General features: G+C 50.6%; 13 protein-coding genes. All 13 read left to right on the forward strand.

From position 1 onward, the window contains the following. The first annotated feature begins 238 nt into the window (after nt 1-238). The 13 genes from AB7U36_RS01970 to fliN all read left to right on the forward strand — a co-directional run bounded on the left by AB7U36_RS01970 (nt 239) and on the right by fliN (nt 16,729). Nucleotides 239-691 carry an Hsp20/alpha crystallin family protein gene (locus tag AB7U36_RS01970; protein WP_428158127.1) on the forward strand — a complete coding sequence of 151 codons (453 nt, stop codon included), beginning with the start codon at nt 239-241 and terminating at the stop codon, nt 689-691. A 100-nt stretch (nt 692-791) separates the two neighbouring features. Continuing rightward, nucleotides 792-3,143, forward strand: coding sequence for an endopeptidase La (lon, locus tag AB7U36_RS01975; RefSeq protein ID WP_428158128.1), 2,352 nt, complete (start codon nt 792-794; stop codon nt 3,141-3,143). A 3-nt stretch (nt 3,144-3,146) separates the two neighbouring features. Next, entirely contained in the window at nt 3,147-3,944 is a 798-nt protein-coding gene (locus tag AB7U36_RS01980; protein ID WP_428158129.1) for a septal ring lytic transglycosylase RlpA family protein, read from the forward strand. Nucleotides 3,945-3,949: 5 nt separating this feature from the next. After that, nucleotides 3,950-4,534, forward strand: coding sequence for a D-glycero-beta-D-manno-heptose 1,7-bisphosphate 7-phosphatase (gmhB, locus tag AB7U36_RS01985; protein WP_428158130.1), 585 nt, complete (start codon nt 3,950-3,952; stop codon nt 4,532-4,534). Further along, nucleotides 4,531-6,672, forward strand: coding sequence for an SF1B family DNA helicase RecD2 (gene recD2, locus AB7U36_RS01990; RefSeq protein WP_428158131.1), 2,142 nt, complete (start codon nt 4,531-4,533; stop codon nt 6,670-6,672). Before gmhB ends, recD2 begins: the two co-directional genes overlap by 4 nt. Then, nucleotides 6,669-8,000 (forward strand): YdgA family protein, encoded by a 1,332-nt coding sequence (locus AB7U36_RS01995; protein WP_428158132.1) that lies wholly within the window; start codon nt 6,669-6,671, stop codon nt 7,998-8,000. Before recD2 ends, AB7U36_RS01995 begins: the two co-directional genes overlap by 4 nt. A gap of 92 nt (nt 8,001-8,092) precedes the next feature. Then, complete coding sequence (locus AB7U36_RS02000; protein WP_428158133.1) at nt 8,093-9,610, forward strand: AMP-binding protein; 1,518 nt, start codon at nt 8,093-8,095, stop codon at nt 9,608-9,610. A gap of 257 nt (nt 9,611-9,867) precedes the next feature. Continuing rightward, nucleotides 9,868-10,101: a FeoA family protein gene (locus AB7U36_RS02005; protein ID WP_428158134.1), complete on the forward strand. Its 234-nt coding sequence runs from the start codon at nt 9,868-9,870 to the stop codon at nt 10,099-10,101. Between the two features lies 1 nt (nt 10,102). Continuing rightward, nucleotides 10,103-12,310, forward strand: coding sequence for a ferrous iron transport protein B (feoB, locus tag AB7U36_RS02010; protein ID WP_428158135.1), 2,208 nt, complete (start codon nt 10,103-10,105; stop codon nt 12,308-12,310). A 245-nt stretch (nt 12,311-12,555) separates the two neighbouring features. Next, complete coding sequence (locus AB7U36_RS02015) at nt 12,556-14,445, forward strand: flagellar hook-length control protein FliK (protein WP_428158136.1); 1,890 nt, start codon at nt 12,556-12,558, stop codon at nt 14,443-14,445. 322 nt (nt 14,446-14,767) lie between these two features. Continuing rightward, on the forward strand, nt 14,768-15,376 hold the full coding sequence (locus AB7U36_RS02020) for a flagellar basal body-associated FliL family protein (RefSeq protein ID WP_428158137.1): 609 nt from the start codon (nt 14,768-14,770) through the stop codon (nt 15,374-15,376). Between the two features lie 7 nt (nt 15,377-15,383). Further along, on the forward strand, nt 15,384-16,382 hold the full coding sequence (gene fliM, locus AB7U36_RS02025; protein ID WP_428158138.1) for a flagellar motor switch protein FliM: 999 nt from the start codon (nt 15,384-15,386) through the stop codon (nt 16,380-16,382). Between the two features lie 2 nt (nt 16,383-16,384). Beyond that, the gene (fliN, locus tag AB7U36_RS02030; protein ID WP_428158139.1) at nt 16,385-16,729 is read left to right on the forward strand and encodes a flagellar motor switch protein FliN; all 345 of its coding nucleotides are present in this window, start codon (nt 16,385-16,387) and stop codon (nt 16,727-16,729) included. Nucleotides 16,730-16,760 lie beyond the last annotated feature (31 nt).

The raw sequence follows: 16,760 nt of genomic DNA on the forward strand, positions 1-16,760 counted from the left end.
AAGGAGTAATAAAGCGCTGTATATGGATTTGAATTGCATTTGGGGTGGCCTCAATTAAAGATTCTGGTATATTTACCAGATAATCCAAGCGTTCGTCAATTTTTATAGTGCTTTACAACATTTCTGCCAGATGATAATCTGACAAAATTGATTAAGGAACAGTTAGGATCGCAGATGAAATAGTTTCGGTCCTGAACAGCATTCAGGGTGGTTCCGTTCCCATTATCAGGAGCATTTTATGGAACAGATAAAAATTCGATTTGGGAATCATATTGAAGCACCAGCTACAGAAGATAAGTCTTTTGAAGAGATGTTTCAATCTGTTAATCCCATTTTCTGCTTTTCAAAACGGATCTGGAGACCCCAGATGGATATTTTTGAAACCAGGGATAAAATTATTATCCAGGCGGAAATGGCAGGTGTTTGCCGGGATAATATGGTTATTGAACTCTCAGACAAGGCTGTAAAGATTTCCGGGGTGCGTAAAAGCAGCCAGCCGGATCCCACCGCCACCTACAGGCTTGCTGAAATCCAGTTCGGCCGGTTTGAGCGGGTTCTTTATCTGCCCAGTGTCATTGACATGGAAAACGTGTCTGCTTCATATGCCAATGGGTTTCTTGAGCTGAAATTAGGGAAACAGCTCAATAAGAATTATGCGCCGGAACATAAAATGCCCATTGATTTTTTATAACAACCATGGGATGACCGGGTTTATTGACGCCCGGACATGAAGCATAAAAAGAGATGAAAAAATCCAACGGATAGGCGATTGTATATAAAAAGGAAAACGAATGGATGAATTAAACCATCCCTCCGTCCCCATCACTACTGACGACATACCTGACGAACTGCCCATTCTTCCCATAGTGGATACCAATCTGTTTCCCAAAATGGTGCTTCCCCTGGTTTTGATCCAGAAAGAGGCCATGGATCTGATTGACGACGCCATGTCCGGAAACCGTATGCTCGGCCTTCTGCTGTCAAAGCGTTCGGACATTGATTCCAGGCACACTGCCGACGACCTGTGCCGCATTGGCACCGTTTCCGTAATTCTTAAAATGTCCAAGATGGAAGATGAAAAGGCCCAGCTGCTGATCCAGGGCCTGAACCGGTTCAAGGTGGTGGCGTACCTGAAAAACCGGGATTATTTGCATGCCAGGATTTCAGTGCTCAAAAGCCGTAACAATGACAGGAACAAGGAAAACCGGGCGCTGATGGCCAACATTGTTGAGCAGTACGAAAAAATCGTGAAACTTTCGCCGGGGCTGCCTGCGGAAATCGGACAGATGGTCAAGACCCTCCAGGAGCCCAGCGCACTGGCCGACATGGTGGCCTCCACCATTAATGCCCCTATTAATGAAAAGCAGAAAGTCCTTGAGCTGATTGATGTGAACCGCCGCCTGAAAAAGGTCACCCGCCTGGTCAATGACCAGCTTGATATTCTTGAAATGGGTTCCAAAATTCAGAATCAGGTCCGGGAGGACATGGATAAGCGCCAGCGTGAATATTACCTGCGCCGGCAGCTCAAAGCGATTAAAGAGGAGCTTGGGGAAACAGACCTGGAAGCAGTGGAGATCCGGGAATACAGGGCACTGGTCAGGGACAATCCCATGCCGGGACAGGCCGCAAAAGAAGCGGAGCGCGAGCTGGAACGCCTTGCAAGAATGCACCCCTCATCCTCCGAATATGTGGTGTCATCCACCTATCTTGACTGGCTGACCGCCTTGCCCTGGAACGAATATGCCGAAGACCGGCTGGATATTGCCGAGGCCAGAAAGATTCTGGACCAGGACCATTACGGCCTTGAAAAACCCAAAAAGCGGATATTGGAGTTCCTGGCCGTGCGTAAACTCAAAAAAGATTCCAAAGGCCCGATACTGTGCTTTGCAGGCCCTCCCGGCACAGGGAAAACCTCCCTGGGAAAATCCATTGCCAGGGCCCTGGGCCGGGAGTTTGTCCGCATTGCCCTGGGCGGGGTCAGGGATGAAGCGGAAATCCGGGGGCACCGGCGAACCTATGTTGGGGCCATGCCGGGCCGGATTATCCAGCAGTTAAGATCTGCCGGTAAAAAAAATCCTGTATTCATGCTGGATGAAATTGACAAGGTTACCTCCTCCTACCACGGAGATCCCTCATCCGCCCTGCTTGAAGTCCTTGATCCGGAGCAGAACAGCAATTTTGTTGACCACTACCTGGATGTGCCCTTTGATTTGTCCGATGTCATGTTTCTGACCACAGCCAATGTGCTGCACACCATTCCGCCACCCCTGCGGGACAGAATGGAGGTGCTTGAGCTTACCGGGTATACTGAAGAGGAAAAGCTTAAAATTGCCACCCGGTATATTATCCCCAAACAGCGGGAGGCCAACGGCATCAATTCTGGCCAGATCAGAATAACCACAGGCGCAGTCAAACAGATTATTTCCGGATATACCAGGGAATCCGGTTTACGTAACCTGGAACGTCAGATCGGGGCTGTGTGCCGGGGGGTTGCCGCTAAAATCGCTGAAAACCAGGTGGAAAATCTGACCATTGGCCGGAAAGACATTTCCGAATACCTGGGTCCCATCCGGAACATGCCGGACTGGGCCACCCGAATCAACGTGCCGGGCGTGGCAATGGGCCTTGCCTGGACCCCTGTGGGCGGTGAGGTACTCTTTGTGGAGGCTGTGGCCATGAAGGGGGGAAAGGGGCTGACGCTCACCGGACAGCTTGGGGATGTCATGAAGGAATCCGCGTCCACCGCATTAAGCTTTATCCGGTCCAATGCCGACCGGCTGGCTGTGGATGCCACTTTTTTTGATACCCATGATATCCACATTCATGTGCCCGAAGGCTCCATTCCCAAGGACGGCCCCTCTGCCGGGGTGACCATGCTTACGGCCCTTGCCTCCCTGATCGCCAAAAGGAAAGTGAAATCCCGTCTGGCCATGACCGGAGAGATTACCCTCAGGGGAGAGGTCCTGCCTGTGGGAGGCATCAAGGATAAGGTGATTGCGGCTCACAGGGCCGGTATCCGGTCTTTGATCCTGCCGCTTTGGAATGAAAAAGATATGGAAGATGTTCCTGATCATATTAAATCCACCATCACCTTCTATTTTACCGATAAAATGGAAGATGCCCTAAACACAGCCCTGGAATAAAAAATGGCATCTTATATGAATTATGTGACCCGAACATTAATGCCAGCCCTTATTTTCTGCCTTGCGGTTGCCGTTGCCGGATGCGGTGCCCGAAATTTGGGTTCCCGCCACGGCAGATATACGCATAAGCCATACAGCGGAAGCGAAGCCACCCAGCGCCCCTATCGCGTTGACGGAAAACACTATTATCCCATGGCTTCGGCCAACGGGTATGTGGAAAACGGCCGCGCCTCCTGGTATGGCAGAGAGTTCCACGGCCGGAAAACCTCCAACGGCGAAATCTATAACATGTACGCAATGACCGCTGCCCACAAAACCCTTCCCATGAACACATGGGTCAGTGTTGAGAACCTGGAGAACGGCCGGCAGATCACGGTGCGCATTAATGACCGGGGTCCCTTTGTGGCCGGCAGGATCATTGACCTGTCCTATAAAAGCGCACAGCGCATGGGTATGGTGGGACCCGGCACAGCCCCGGTAACGGTGACAGCCCTTGGAAGGGCCACGGCCTATTCCAAGAAAGACCATACCCCTGTGAATTTTACCCCCGTGGATTACTGGAAAGGCAATTTTACGGTGCAGGTGGGAGCGTTCAAGGTGAGGACCAATGCGAATCGGTACCGGATCAAGTTGTCCAAGGAGTATCTGAATGCCCATATTGTTCCCTTTGCCGATGACCGGGGGCAGTTTTACCGGGTGAGGATCGGTAAATTCGACAACCTCAATGATGCCGTGACGTTCAGCGAAAAGCTGATGGCCGGGAAAGGCTTTGGGTATGCCTTTGCCGTGGCCGAAGACTAAGGGCCATGGAAACAATGACGGGATATACTGTTTTTCTGGACCGGGACGGGGTGGTCAACCATGATTCCGACGCCTATATCAAACAGCCGGACGAGTTTCATTTCATCCCCAAAAGTCCGGACGCCATTGCCCTTTTGAACGCCCAAGGTTTTCAGGTGATTCTGATTACCAATCAATCGGCTGTGGGCCGCGGCATGATATCCGGCCAAACCCTTGATGCCATTTTTAAAAAAATGACACGCGGGGTGGGACAGGCCGGTGGCCGGATCAAGGATATATTTTTCTGTCCCCATGCCCCGGACCAGGGGTGCGGCTGCCGAAAGCCTAATCCAGGAATGATTCTTCAGGCCGTGGACCGCCATGGCATTGATTTGAATAAAGCCTTTATGGTGGGGGATTCTGCCAAAGATATTGAGTGCGGTAAAAATGCCGGGTGTGCCGTAACCATCCTGGTTAAGACCGGCAACTGGGAAAAGGCCCTGGCCGCTTTAAAAAAAAAAGGCATTGTACCGGATTTCCTTGCCAGGGATCTTTACGAGGCAGCCTGTTGGATAACCGCTAATTTTCCGCCCGGTGACATGGTGTCATGATTACCATCAGCGGTACCCTGTCCCGGATCACATTCCAGAATCCGGAAAATCATTACACCGTGTGCCGTGTGGCAGTGCCCAAGGTGGCTGACGCCATCACCGTGGTGGGGCACCTGCCCGGGGTGGCCCAGGGTGAGCAACTCAAGCTCAAAGGCACATGGACCAGCCACCCTAAATACGGGGACCAGTTTAAGGCAGCCTCCTTTGAGGTGACCCTGCCCTCCACCCTGGCGGGCATTCGAAAATACCTAGGCTCGGGTATCATTCCCGGCATTAACCAGGACCTGGCCGACAAAATCGTGGATACCTTCGGGGAACAGACCTTGGAGATCATTGAGAATGATCCGGATCAGCTTCTTGATGTTTACGGGATCGGCAAGACCAAACAGAAAATGATTGAAACGGCCTGGAATGCCCACCATTCCGTGCGGCGGGTCATGGAGACGCTCCAGGGCACCCGCATTGATTCGGCCCAGGCCGCAGCCATCCTTAAAACATATGGAAACCGCACCCTGGAGGTGTTGACCCAGGACCCTTTTCGCATTGCCCGGGACATCCCTGCCATTGGTTTTGCCGCCGTGGATGAACTGGCAAGGGAGCTGGGTACGGAAAGGGAGGCCGAAGAACGGCTCAAAGCCTGTCTGGTCTGCCGCCTGCTGGATCTGGAGCTGGACGGCCATGTGTTTGAAGAAAAAGAGGACCTGATCCGGGCCTGCGCCCAAAGGGCCGGCGTATCTGCAGAATTGCTTTCAAATGCCCTTGGAAATCTGGAAGCAGATAACGAGGTGGTACTTGAAAAGGACAAGGTGTATCTTGCCCCTTTACATAAGGCGGAAGCCGGGATTTCCCGGCGGATCAAAGCCCTTTTATCCATGCCCAGCCCTGATTACCGGGTTGATGAAGATTTAATCCGGACCCAGGTGCTTTCGGCCATGGCTGTTCAGTTGTCCGAAGAGCAGCTGGATGTGGTGACCCGGATTATGGGCCGGAAAATTTCCATTATCACCGGCGGTCCCGGTACAGGGAAGACAACCCTTATTAAGGCATTGTGCGTTGTGTTTAAAACGCTTCGCCTGAAGGTAATGCTTGCCGCACCGACAGGGCGGGCGGCCCGGCGTCTGGCCGAGGTGACCGGGCAAGGAGCCAAAACCCTTCACAAACTTCTGGGCTTTAACCAGGACACTGAGACCTTTGAACATGATTTCACCAATCCTTTGGACCTGGACCTTCTGGTGGTGGATGAGGCGTCCATGGTGGACACCCTGCTCATGTACCGCCTGGCCGAGGCCCTGCCGGCCGGGGCCGGGCTGATCCTGGTGGGGGACACCTTTCAGCTGCCCTCTGTGGGGCCGGGGAACGTGTTGTCCGATATTATTGATTCGTCACAGGTGGCGGTGTTTCCCTTGACCCGGATTTTCCGCCAGGCCCGGAAAAGCCCCATTGTCATGCATGCCCACAGTATCAGAAACGGGCAGATGCCGGACATAAAGTCGGCACCTATAGACCAGCCCTCCCAGTTTTATTTTATTGAAACCAGCACACCGGCCCGCGTGGCAGACACCGTCTGCGAATTGTGCGCCCTGAGAATTCCAAAGGCCTTTCCCCACATCCGGGAAACCCAGGTGCTCACCCCCATGCACAGGGGGGAAGCCGGCACCATCAGCCTGAACCAGCGGCTCCAGGCGGTTTTGAATGACGCGCCAGGCGGCATTGAGTCCCATGGTCACACCTTTAAGACCGGTGATAAGGTCATGCACCTGAAAAACAATTATGAAAAAGAGGTGTTCAACGGAGATATCGGGCGGGTGATAGAGGCGGACAAATCCACGGGCCAGGTGCTTGTGGATTACGAGGGCCGAATCGTGCCCTATGATCTGCCGGAACTGGACGAGCTGACCCTGGCCTATGCGGTTTCCGTTCATAAGTCACAGGGCTCGGAATATGATGCGGTTATCATTGCCCTGACCACAGCCCATTTCCCGCTTCTGCAGAGAAACCTGCTTTATACGGCCATGACCCGGGGAAGGTCTCTTGTCATTATTGTGGGATCCACCCGGGCCTTTAAAACGGCCTTTGACAATAACAGGACCGCGTTGCGGCGGTCCGGACTGAAAGACCGTCTGGAGGAAAATTTATGAAAAAATTATTGATTGTTTTAATCTGCCTGGTTGTTGTCTGCGCTGCCGGCCTGCCCATTGCCAACGGCATCATCATGGAACGTACGATTAAATCCGCTGTTGAGGAGAATAACAGCAACGCGGCCAAAGCCGGAACAGGTCTTCGGGTAAAAATTCTTGACTATAACCGGGGCCTGTTTTCTTCCCGTGTAAAGTGGTGCATTGAGAATCCCGGTGGTTTCCCCGGAAGCGACACATCACAACTGGTGCTGGAAACCCATGGAACACACGGGTTTTTGAGCGTGAATTCACAAACAAGCTTTGGGGAAAATCCCTGGTACATGCAGTGGGTGAACACCCGTCTGAACGGCAAAGACCCGTTGTCCATCCAGACCCGTTTTTCCCTTGCAGGCACCATGGGTTCCACAATACATCTGGACGCCTTTTCCATTGAAGACAAAGGGAAACAGATTGATATTCATACCCTGAATCTTGACGTTTCCACGGGAAATGGATTTGAGACCCTGAATGCAAAAGGCCGGTGGGAAGGATTGTCCCAGGGCAGTGAATTTGTGATGGGACCGGTCACTTTTACATCTGATCTGCACCAGCTCACAGACATGATATGGGCCGGGGAAAATACATGTTTACTGGCGCAGCTGAGAATAAATGACGGGAAATCAAATTCTGTAGATCTCTCAGGCCTTACTTTGAACTTTGATACAAGTGCGTCCGAGGATAAAAAAACAATGGCCATGGCCATGGATTTTCATGTGGACCGCATTGAACTGGGGGGCAAGCCTTTGTCGGACTGGGCAGCTGCCCTGAAGCTGAAACAGATGGATACGGCATCCTTTGAACAAGTCATACTCCTGTATTCGAACATGATGACCCAGGCCGGACAACGCCTTGAAAAAACAGGTGGAAATTCCGGTGATTTCCAGAAAATATTACAGGATGAAATGGCCAGGAACACGCCACAACTTGTGTCCGCGCTCAATGGGTTGCTTAAGAAGGGGCTGGGCATGGAAATCACTGGCCTGGATATCGACCTGCCCGAGGGAACGGTGACCGGGGGCCTGGACCTCAGCCTGAAAAAGAATCTGGACCCCTCAAAGCTTTTTATTCTTGCCATGCAGCCGGACATGGTGTTTTCATTTTTTGACCTGGACGCTGAACTCAGCCTGCCTTATGCCCTTGCCGACGGTATCCCTAATCTGACTGAACCGCTGTTCCCGGGAATGGCTACCGGATTTTTCGTCATTAAAGGCGACCTTTTGTCCCTTGATATGCACATCAAGGAAGAGAAACTGTTTCTCAACGGGAACCAGGTGGTACTGAATCAATAGTCTCTTAATGCCACGGCAATATCTGCTGCCACATGGCCCGGCAGTTTTTGGCCACACGCTATTTTGATTTTGTAAAAATAAGGATAAGCGCCATGAATACGCCCCACCAACTGACAATATTTGATTTTTTCCACAGAAACGCCCTGATAAACGGCCCGGGATGCGCCCTGTACTTTAATGGTGAAACCCGCAGCCATTCAGAGCTGTTTGACGATGCCTGCCGCTTGACCTGCGGCATAGCAAAACTCAATCTGGCTGCCGGTGCCCGTGTGGCCGTGGTCGCCAAAAACCACCCGGCATTTTTTCACCTGTTTGCCGCCGGCTCTGCGTTAAACTTGTGCCTCGTGCTCATTAACCGGCGTCTGGGCGAAGATGAACTGGCCCATGCCCTTGATGACACCACACCACAGATGGTCATTTATGATAACGAAATGACAGGCAAAATCCTGCCCCTGATCCAGGACAGACCCGGCATTGTTCACAGCTTCAATCTGGCGGAGAACTTTTCCTCTCTCTATGTGCATGCCCCCCAGGGTGCTGTTGAACTGGCCGCCGATTCAGACCCGGACTGTGCCTACATCATCATCCACACCGCAGCAGTCCAGGGCAAACCAAGGGGGGCGGTACTCAGCCAGGCAAATCTTATCCTGGCCAATCTTCAACTCATGCATGCCTATGGTCTGGATAAAACAAAAGCCTATTTAAATATTTTACCCCTGTTTCACATCATGGGGGTGAACCTCGGGCTTGGCACCCTGATGGCCGGCGGGAAAAATGTGATTATGGACCACTTTTCCCCCCAATCCAGTCTCGACCTGATCCGGGAACATAATGTCTCTATTTTCGGGTCCTTTCCGCCGATTCTGGGCCGCATCCTTGAGTGCATCCGGTCCCAGGATACGCCGCCGGATCTGTCCAGCCTTGAAATTGCCGCAGGCCTTGAAAACCCGGAAACCGCCGAACAATGGGAGGCCGTTACTGGATCAAAATTCTGGATCATGTACGGACAGACTGAAACCTCGGGCCTTATCACGTTTTCCCCCATTTTTGAGCAGTCCGGATCAGCGGGCAGGGTATCGCCCCTGGCCAGGATGGTCGTTGCCGATGATCTGGATAATGCCCTGCCGGCAGGCAGTACCGGAGAAATCCTTGTCAAAGGCCCCCTGGTATTCAAGGGATACTGGAATGCCGGCGACCTTAATGCCTTTACATTCAGAAACGGCTGGCATCATACCGGTGACATGGGACAGCTGGATGAAAACGGATACCTTTATTTCAAAGGCCGCAAGCCGGAAAAGGAATTGATCAAACCCGGCGGGGAGAACGTGTTTCCCGCAGAGGTGGAAAATGCCCTTGTCAGCCATGGGGCCGTGGATAAGGCATGTGTATTCGGCGTGCCCGATGCGGAATTCGGAGAGGCCATCAAGGCAGTATGCACCCTGAACCTTGGCTGTACTGTTGAAGAAAAAGAGTTAATTGCCTATACCGGCACCCGGATTGCCGGTTTCAAGAAACCAAAATTCATTGTGTTTGTTGATCAGTTGCCCCTGACACCGGCAGGAAACATCGACCGTTTTGCCGTTAAAGAAAAATATACACCCAGGCAATAAATATCATACACTACAACCCCGCAACCCCGGCGCAGTCCTTGCAAATGCAAATAAGATCCTTTGCTTACAAAGGCTGTGCCATACAGCTCTTTTAGGTCATTTTCGCTTTTCATACGTTTTTTTATTCTCCCTTTCCTATTGTTCAATAATGGCTACATCTTTATTGACGAACATAAAAGTTATCTGTATAAAACTTATTCGCAGTTACACTAAAAAGCATCACAAGGCATATTGTGAATCATAAAAGGAGGTTTTTAATGACCGTCATTAACCTAAGGCAAATGAAAAGGAACCAGACCGGGGTCATTACGTCGGTAAAAGCACAGGGCGAAATGGGCCGGCGTATACGGGATATGGGTATTATACCCGGCAAGGAGGTTACCATCCAGGGCAGGGCACCGCTGTATGACCCGGTGGCATTGCGGATCATGGACTTCACCTTGACCCTAAGAAACAACGAAGCCGATTATATCCAGGTGGAGGTGGAATAAAATGAACACAGCGATTGCCCTTGCAGGGAACCCAAACGCCGGAAAAACCACCCTTTTCAACGAACTGACAGGTGCCCGCCAGCATGTGGGCAATTACCCCGGGGTCACAGTGGAAAAAAAACAGGGCACTTGCATTTCCGAGGCCGGCACCTTTGAAATCATAGATCTTCCCGGCACCTATTCCCTGACTGCCTACTCCCTGGAAGAGGTGGTGGCAAGGGACTACCTGGTTAATGAAAAACCTGCCATGGTCGTTAATATCGTGGATGCCTCAAACCTGGAACGCAACCTTTACCTGTCCGTGCAATTCATGGAAATGGGCATTCCGGTCTGCCTGGCCCTGAACATGATGGATGTGGCCCAAAAAAGAGGCATAGAGATTGATACGGACAGGCTGGCCGAGCTTTTAAGCATCTCTGTTGTACCCATGGTGGCAAGGACCGGCAAGGGCAAAAAAGAGCTGCTGGCCCAGGTGGCAAAGGGGATTGGCAAACCTGCCTCGCCTTTATTGATCTCCTATGGCCAGGACATTGACAAGGCCCTGGATGAGATGGAAGAGATCATCCAGGAGAACCAGTTCTTAACAGACACCTATCCGGCCCGCTGGGTGGGCCTTAAATATCTTGAAAACGATAATCAGATTCTTGAACTTGGCTCGATCCGGGATAAAGAAACAGCCGGCAAACTCCTAGGCATCGGGGAAAAAGTCAGCCGCCATATGTCAGCCACCCTTGATACCCACCCCGAAGGCATGATTGCCGATCAGCGGTACGGATTCATCAACTCCGTACTCAAACAGAATGTGATCCGGTTCGCTTACGACCGCAACCGGCTCCAGCGCTCGGACCAAATCGATAAAGTGCTGACCAACCGGTTTCTGGGGCCGTTGATCATGGTGGGGGTGCTGGCGGCCCTGTACCAGTTCACCTTTACCTACAGTGCCCTGCCCGTTGAATGGATCGAAGGATTTTTCGGCTGGATCAGCGGTGTGACGGATGCGGTCCTGCCTGACGGCCTTCTCAAATCAATGATTGTCTCCGGGATCATTGACGGTGTGGGCGGTGTCATGGGGTTTGTGCCTTTAATCATGTTCATGTTCCTGGGCATTTCTTTTATTGAAGATTCAGGATATCTGGCCAGAATGGCCTTTATGCTGGACCGGATATTCCGGATGTTCGGGCTTCACGGCAGTTCTGTCATGGCATTCATTGTTTCCGGCGGCATTGCCGGCGGGTGTGCCGTGCCCGGCGTTATGGCAGCCCGGACGCTTAAGTCTCCCAAGGAGCGTCTGGCCACCCTTCTGACCGTGCCGTTTATGAACTGTGGGGCAAAACTGCCGGTATATGCCCTGCTGGTGGCTGCCTTTTTCCCCCGGAAACAGGCTTCGATCATGGTCATTCTTACCCTGATTTCCTGGACAGGTGCGCTTCTGGTGGCAAAGCTTTTGAGAAGTACAGTGATACGGGGTGAAGCCACCCCCTTTGTCATGGAACTGCCCCCATACCGGTTTCCCACCCTTAAAGGCCTATGGATACACACCTGGGAAAGGACCTGGCAGTACATGAAAAAGGCCGGTACCGTAATCCTTGGTATCTCCATTCTCATCTGGGCCATGATGACCTTCCCAGGGTTGGATGACAAAACCGCGGCCCAATTTGACTCCCGACGCACAGCCATTACCGATTCAGTCCAGGCCGACGTTTTAAAGGAAATTGAAACTGCAGATAAAGACACAGCGCTCTCCCCCGAAGCCCGGCAAGTAAAGAAAGCCCTGGCCGGTATTAACGGGGAAGCGTCCATGACCGGACTTAAAAATTCAATTGCAGGCAGGATGGGCAAGGCCCTTGAAAAAATATCTTTTCTGGCAGGATTTGACTGGCGAACCAATATTGCCCTGGTGGGCGGTTTTGCGGCCAAGGAAGTGGTGGTTTCCACACTGGGAACAGCCTACTCCCTTGGGGATGTGGACCCTGAAAACACGGATTCTCTGGGAGAAAGGCTTGCCAAAACCCCTGGGTGGGGACCTGTCACCGCGTTCTCCCTGATGATTTTTACAATCTTTTACGCCCCCTGTTTTGTCACGGTTGTTTGTATCGCAAGGGAGACCGGGTCATGGAAATGGGCGGCATTTTCAGTGGGCTTTAATACGACCCTGGCTTTTTTGCTGTCAGTATTGGCATACCAGGTCGGTTCCCTGATCGTTCAATAATTTAGAAGGATCAAGGTGTCCCTGAGATCAAAGATGTCAGGAAAACAGGTAATTATTTCCCTTGTGATTTTTTTATGGGAAATTTCTGCCCCGGCAACTGTGAAATTTTTAATTTTATTCATAAGCGAACTCATTATAATGTATTGAAATGATTTAGTGTTGTTGTTTATCTCGATGGATTGGCATGATGGTTGCTCTTTAAACATTAAAATTTATGAAAAAGGCAAATAAATTAGAGGTGACTCATGGCATCAACTGTTTCAGACATTAATGCGTTACTGACAGGAAGTTCTTCAGACGCCTTCATGGGGACAACCAGTACCAGCACTGTTTCCACAGACAATGGTTTTACGGCATCTGCATTCCAGGGAGAGCTGGACAAAGCCATACAGCAGGGCTCGGGTATGGAGAGCCCAAGTGCCTTGAGTACCGTGGGGGAACAAAGCACTGAAATGTCCACGGTGGATAAATCTCGTTTCGTTGTACGAACGACTCAACAAAAAGTTTCAGATGTTGAAGATGCACTGGAAAATGGAGGGGGCACTGAATTTCTCACGGAATTGAAAAATCTTCTTTTGTCCCTTTCCAATTGTGATCTGGATAATCTGTCCCTGGATAAGGGTGGGCTTGAAGCCCTTGGAGATCTGCTTGTTCAGGCTGGTTTTGACCAGGCATCTGTTGAGGAACTGATGTCGGACCTGACCCTTGCCCTTGAAGCGGGGGACGGCTTAATATCCGTGTCCGATTTCATGGATGATCTGTTTGAACTGCCCCTTGCCGATGATGAGGATATCACCCAGGCAGACGCGCTTATGCCCACCTCGGATCTGCCCTTCATTAAATCCCTTTTGTCAATGATGGGCGTGGATGAGCAAGAAATTGCCTCAATTATGGATGAAGCTTCCGAAGGAACCCGGGGGGTTGATTTTGATGCGTTTATCGAACAGCTTGAGCAGCTTTTGGATACAGCCGGAGGATCGGGTCGGACCTATCAGACAGATGGTGAGGACGACGCTTATACTACCCTTTTGAAACAGCTTGATCTGGATTCTTTTATTGAAGAATCTGACGAGCCTTTGACCCTGGCCACGTTAATTGATGCCTTTGCCCAGAAGCTTAACCAGACGCTTAATCTGATAGAAGATAATCCGGCAGACCAGACTGAACACTCCTTATCAGATATGTTTACAACGGATTCCTTTGATGCCCTTGCAACCCAGTCCGGCCGGCATGGATTGCTTAACCAGCTTTTGTCCGGACTGAACATTCAGGAAGACAGTGAGGAAACTGTCGATGCCGCCATAACGCTTGGCGCAAGTTCGAACGCCATGGTCAAGGAAATTGAGGACCGGTTCCAGGTTCAGTTCATGAATCAGATCAGACGGGGTGAAGTGAGTACAAAACCTGCTGCCGATGACCCAGGGGTTGACAATACAGTATCCACTGATAATGCATTTAAAATAGCCAAAAGTTTTTCAGACACAGCAGGAACAACCAATGAATCGGCATCACAGAGGTCCATCAAGGCAGCCCAGGCCGAAGCCGCTGCTTTGGAAGAAGTTGCTTCCACCAATTCCCAGTCAGGGGACACTTCGGCCAAAAGTTCAGAAACCCAGACCCTTGTTTTGGGCGTGGAAAAATCAGCCACAACGGATAGTGTGGGAACTTCGGGTACACAACGAACCCAGCAGACCTTTTCCACGCTGCCTGACTTTGTTACCCGGCAGGTGGGAAAAAGCATTGTCCGGTCAATCAACACCGGGGATGACACCATCCGGATGCAACTGAAACCTCCTGAGTTAGGCCGGGTGTACATGAGCATTGAGCATAATGGGAGTTCCATGAAGGTCAGTGTGATCACTGAACACCAGTCAGCAAAAGACATTCTGACCGCCAATGTCAATGAAATCAAAGCCATGCTCTCCGCTTCGGGTATCAGTCTTGAGAGCTTTGAAGTGGATATGAGCAGCGATTTCCAGCAGTCCATGGCCGATGCCCGGGCCCAGGATCAGTCAGCCAGAAAACAGAAAGCAAAGAGAGGGTCCGGTCACGATGCCCAGGAAGCCGCGGTAGATAATTTAACGGTTCAGTTTACTTCTATAAATGACACCGGGTCGCTGCACTTTGTTGCATAGATAATGGTACCTTTTGCCCTGGACCTGTCAAAACATTGACAGGTCCAGGGCAAAAGTGACGTTTTTTAACCAGGATATTGCGTGCAGGCGATATCCTTTTTTTTTTATTTGGTGTTTCGGTAATAAATAATTTTGCAAAATCCCTCCTCGTTTCTATAATCCTTCCCACAAACGTTGTATTCTACCTAGTGTCGAGATGAAAATCAATGCGTGATGGCATAAGGCTTGCTGTCAATTCTTGTAACCTGATTTATCAAGGGTATTCGCAATACAGCCTGCAAGGGCCGGCTGGGCGAATGACCAGACTATTTGGGGAGGTGTTGTGGCTGAAGACCTGCTGGAAGAAATTGAAAGCGATGAACTGACCGAATCCATAAACGATGGTGGCGGGGTTTCAGATGAAAAATCTGTGAAAAAGGGATTTATCGGCAGAGTGCTGTCAGGGAAGAAGAAGCTGATCATTATTCTCCTGTTGCTTCTCCTGTTATTGGGCGGGATGGGTGCTGGTGTGTTCTTTTTTCTGTTTGGCGGTAAGGAAGAAGAGCTCCCTGAACAGCCGGTTGCAAAAGATGTCGTGACCGAGGAAAGCATTCAGGCGGCCCTGAAGGACCAGAGCAAAGCGATATTTGAGGATATTGTGCAACTTGAGCCCTTTGAACAGATTTTTTTAAAACAAGATTCAAACATGCATTATATATCCCTTGGAATAGCCCTTGAAATGATGGAACCCGGGTTTCGACGGCAGGTGTATACTATGGAGCCCAGGATAAGAAAAATAATTGAAAGCCAGATGCGGCAGATGAGGTGGATGGAGCTGCGAAGCCCCCAGGGCAAACTTAAATTGAAGTTTGCCCTTCTCAACCGGATTAATCAGGTTTTTCCAAAAGTTGCCATAAGGCATATCTATTTTACCAATTTTATAATGCAGTGATGGTGCCATGAGTGAAATTCTATCCCAGGATGAGGTCGACAGTCTATTAGACGGACTGGATTCCGGAGAAGTAGAAACCGAGGCCGATATTTCGGAAATTGCTGAGGGGCCGGTTGACGGGATCGTTGCCTATGATTTCACCAGCCAGGATAAGGTGGTCAGGGCAAGAATGCCCACCTTTGATGTTATTAACGAACGTCTGTCCAGGGAAGTTCGCGCCACATTGTCTTCACTTCTTCAGACCAATGTGGATGTGTCTGCCAACCCCTTTGACACCCTGAAATTTTCCGAATTTGTCCGCAGTCTTCCTGTGCCCACAAGTCTTCACGTATTCAGGATGGAGCCGTTAAGGGGGCATGGTCTGGTGGTGTTTGAAAGCCAGCTGGTTTATAATCTCATTGATACTTTTTTTGGCGGAGAAGCCTTGGGAAAAGCAAGGGTGGAGGGCCGTGAATTTACCCGCATTGAAGAGGTGATGATTAAAAAGGCAGTGGTGGCCGTACTCAAAAATATCGAGGCATCCTGGGCACCCATAGAGGCGGTAAAGGCATCACTGATCCGTTCGGAAATGAACCCGCAGTTCACGGCCATTGTACTGCCCACCGACCTTGTCATTGTTACCCGGTTTGAGATTGAACTGGAGCAGGCCGCAGGTAATCTTGTGGTCTGCTATCCCTATTCCATGATCGAACCCATGAGAAATAAACTGTCATCCGGTGTTCAGACGGAAATTGAAGAGATTGATTATAACTGGCGGCGGATGATTGAAGAGGTCATTCTCAACTCCGAAGTGGATTTAAGAATTCTTCTGGGTAAAACCGAGATCACCGGTGAACGGCTTTTGTATATGCAGCCCGGTGATGTCATTCAATTGGATAACGATGCCTCTGATCCCTTGTCCTGTTTTGTGGGCGGCCTGGTCAAGCTGACGGGTTTTATCGGCGTCCAGCGGGGATTCCAGGCATTTAAGATTAAAGATAAAATTGTAACCGATTGTGAGGGATAATCATGGTTGATGAAAACAGCACCATAAATGATGAAGATCTGGAAGAAGAATCCGGACATGGTGAGGAGCATAGCGCAAGGGAACTTGATTTTATTCTGGACATCCCTTTGGAACTTTCCGTGGAACTGGGCAAAACCAAGATGCTGGTTAATGATCTTCTGCAGCTGGCCCAGGGTTCCATTATTGAATTGAACAAGCTTGCCGGCGAACCCTTGGAGGTATATATCAATCGTAAGCTCATTGCCCGGGGAGAAGTTGTGGTGGTCAATGAGAAATTCGGGGTTCGTCTCACCGACGTCATCACGCCCATTGACCGCGTCAAATCCCTGGCTGCGGAAGATCAATGAATACGCATACGGATATGTGGGTGGAATTTGC

It is taken from the genome of Desulfobacter sp. (assembly GCF_050177295.1).

Excerpts from the sequence above, each read along its gene's own strand:
- AB7U36_RS01980 (WP_428158129.1), top strand. The coding sequence starts at position 3,147 with ATGGCATCTTATATGAATTATGTGACCCGAACATTAATGCCAGCCCTT.
- AB7U36_RS02000 (WP_428158133.1), top strand. The coding sequence starts at position 8,093 with ATGAATACGCCCCACCAACTGACAATATTTGATTTTTTCCACAGAAAC.
- AB7U36_RS01970 (WP_428158127.1), top strand. The coding sequence starts at position 239 with ATGGAACAGATAAAAATTCGATTTGGGAATCATATTGAAGCACCAGCT.
- feoB (WP_428158135.1), top strand. The coding sequence starts at position 10,103 with ATGAACACAGCGATTGCCCTTGCAGGGAACCCAAACGCCGGAAAAACC.
- AB7U36_RS01995 (WP_428158132.1), top strand. The coding sequence starts at position 6,669 with ATGAAAAAATTATTGATTGTTTTAATCTGCCTGGTTGTTGTCTGCGCT.
- fliM (WP_428158138.1), top strand. The coding sequence starts at position 15,384 with ATGAGTGAAATTCTATCCCAGGATGAGGTCGACAGTCTATTAGACGGA.
- fliN (WP_428158139.1), top strand. The coding sequence starts at position 16,385 with ATGGTTGATGAAAACAGCACCATAAATGATGAAGATCTGGAAGAAGAA.
- recD2 (WP_428158131.1), top strand. The coding sequence starts at position 4,531 with ATGATTACCATCAGCGGTACCCTGTCCCGGATCACATTCCAGAATCCG.
- gmhB (WP_428158130.1), top strand. The coding sequence starts at position 3,950 with ATGGAAACAATGACGGGATATACTGTTTTTCTGGACCGGGACGGGGTG.
- AB7U36_RS02015 (WP_428158136.1), top strand. The coding sequence starts at position 12,556 with ATGGCATCAACTGTTTCAGACATTAATGCGTTACTGACAGGAAGTTCT.
- lon (WP_428158128.1), top strand. The coding sequence starts at position 792 with ATGGATGAATTAAACCATCCCTCCGTCCCCATCACTACTGACGACATA.
- AB7U36_RS02005 (WP_428158134.1), top strand. The coding sequence starts at position 9,868 with ATGACCGTCATTAACCTAAGGCAAATGAAAAGGAACCAGACCGGGGTC.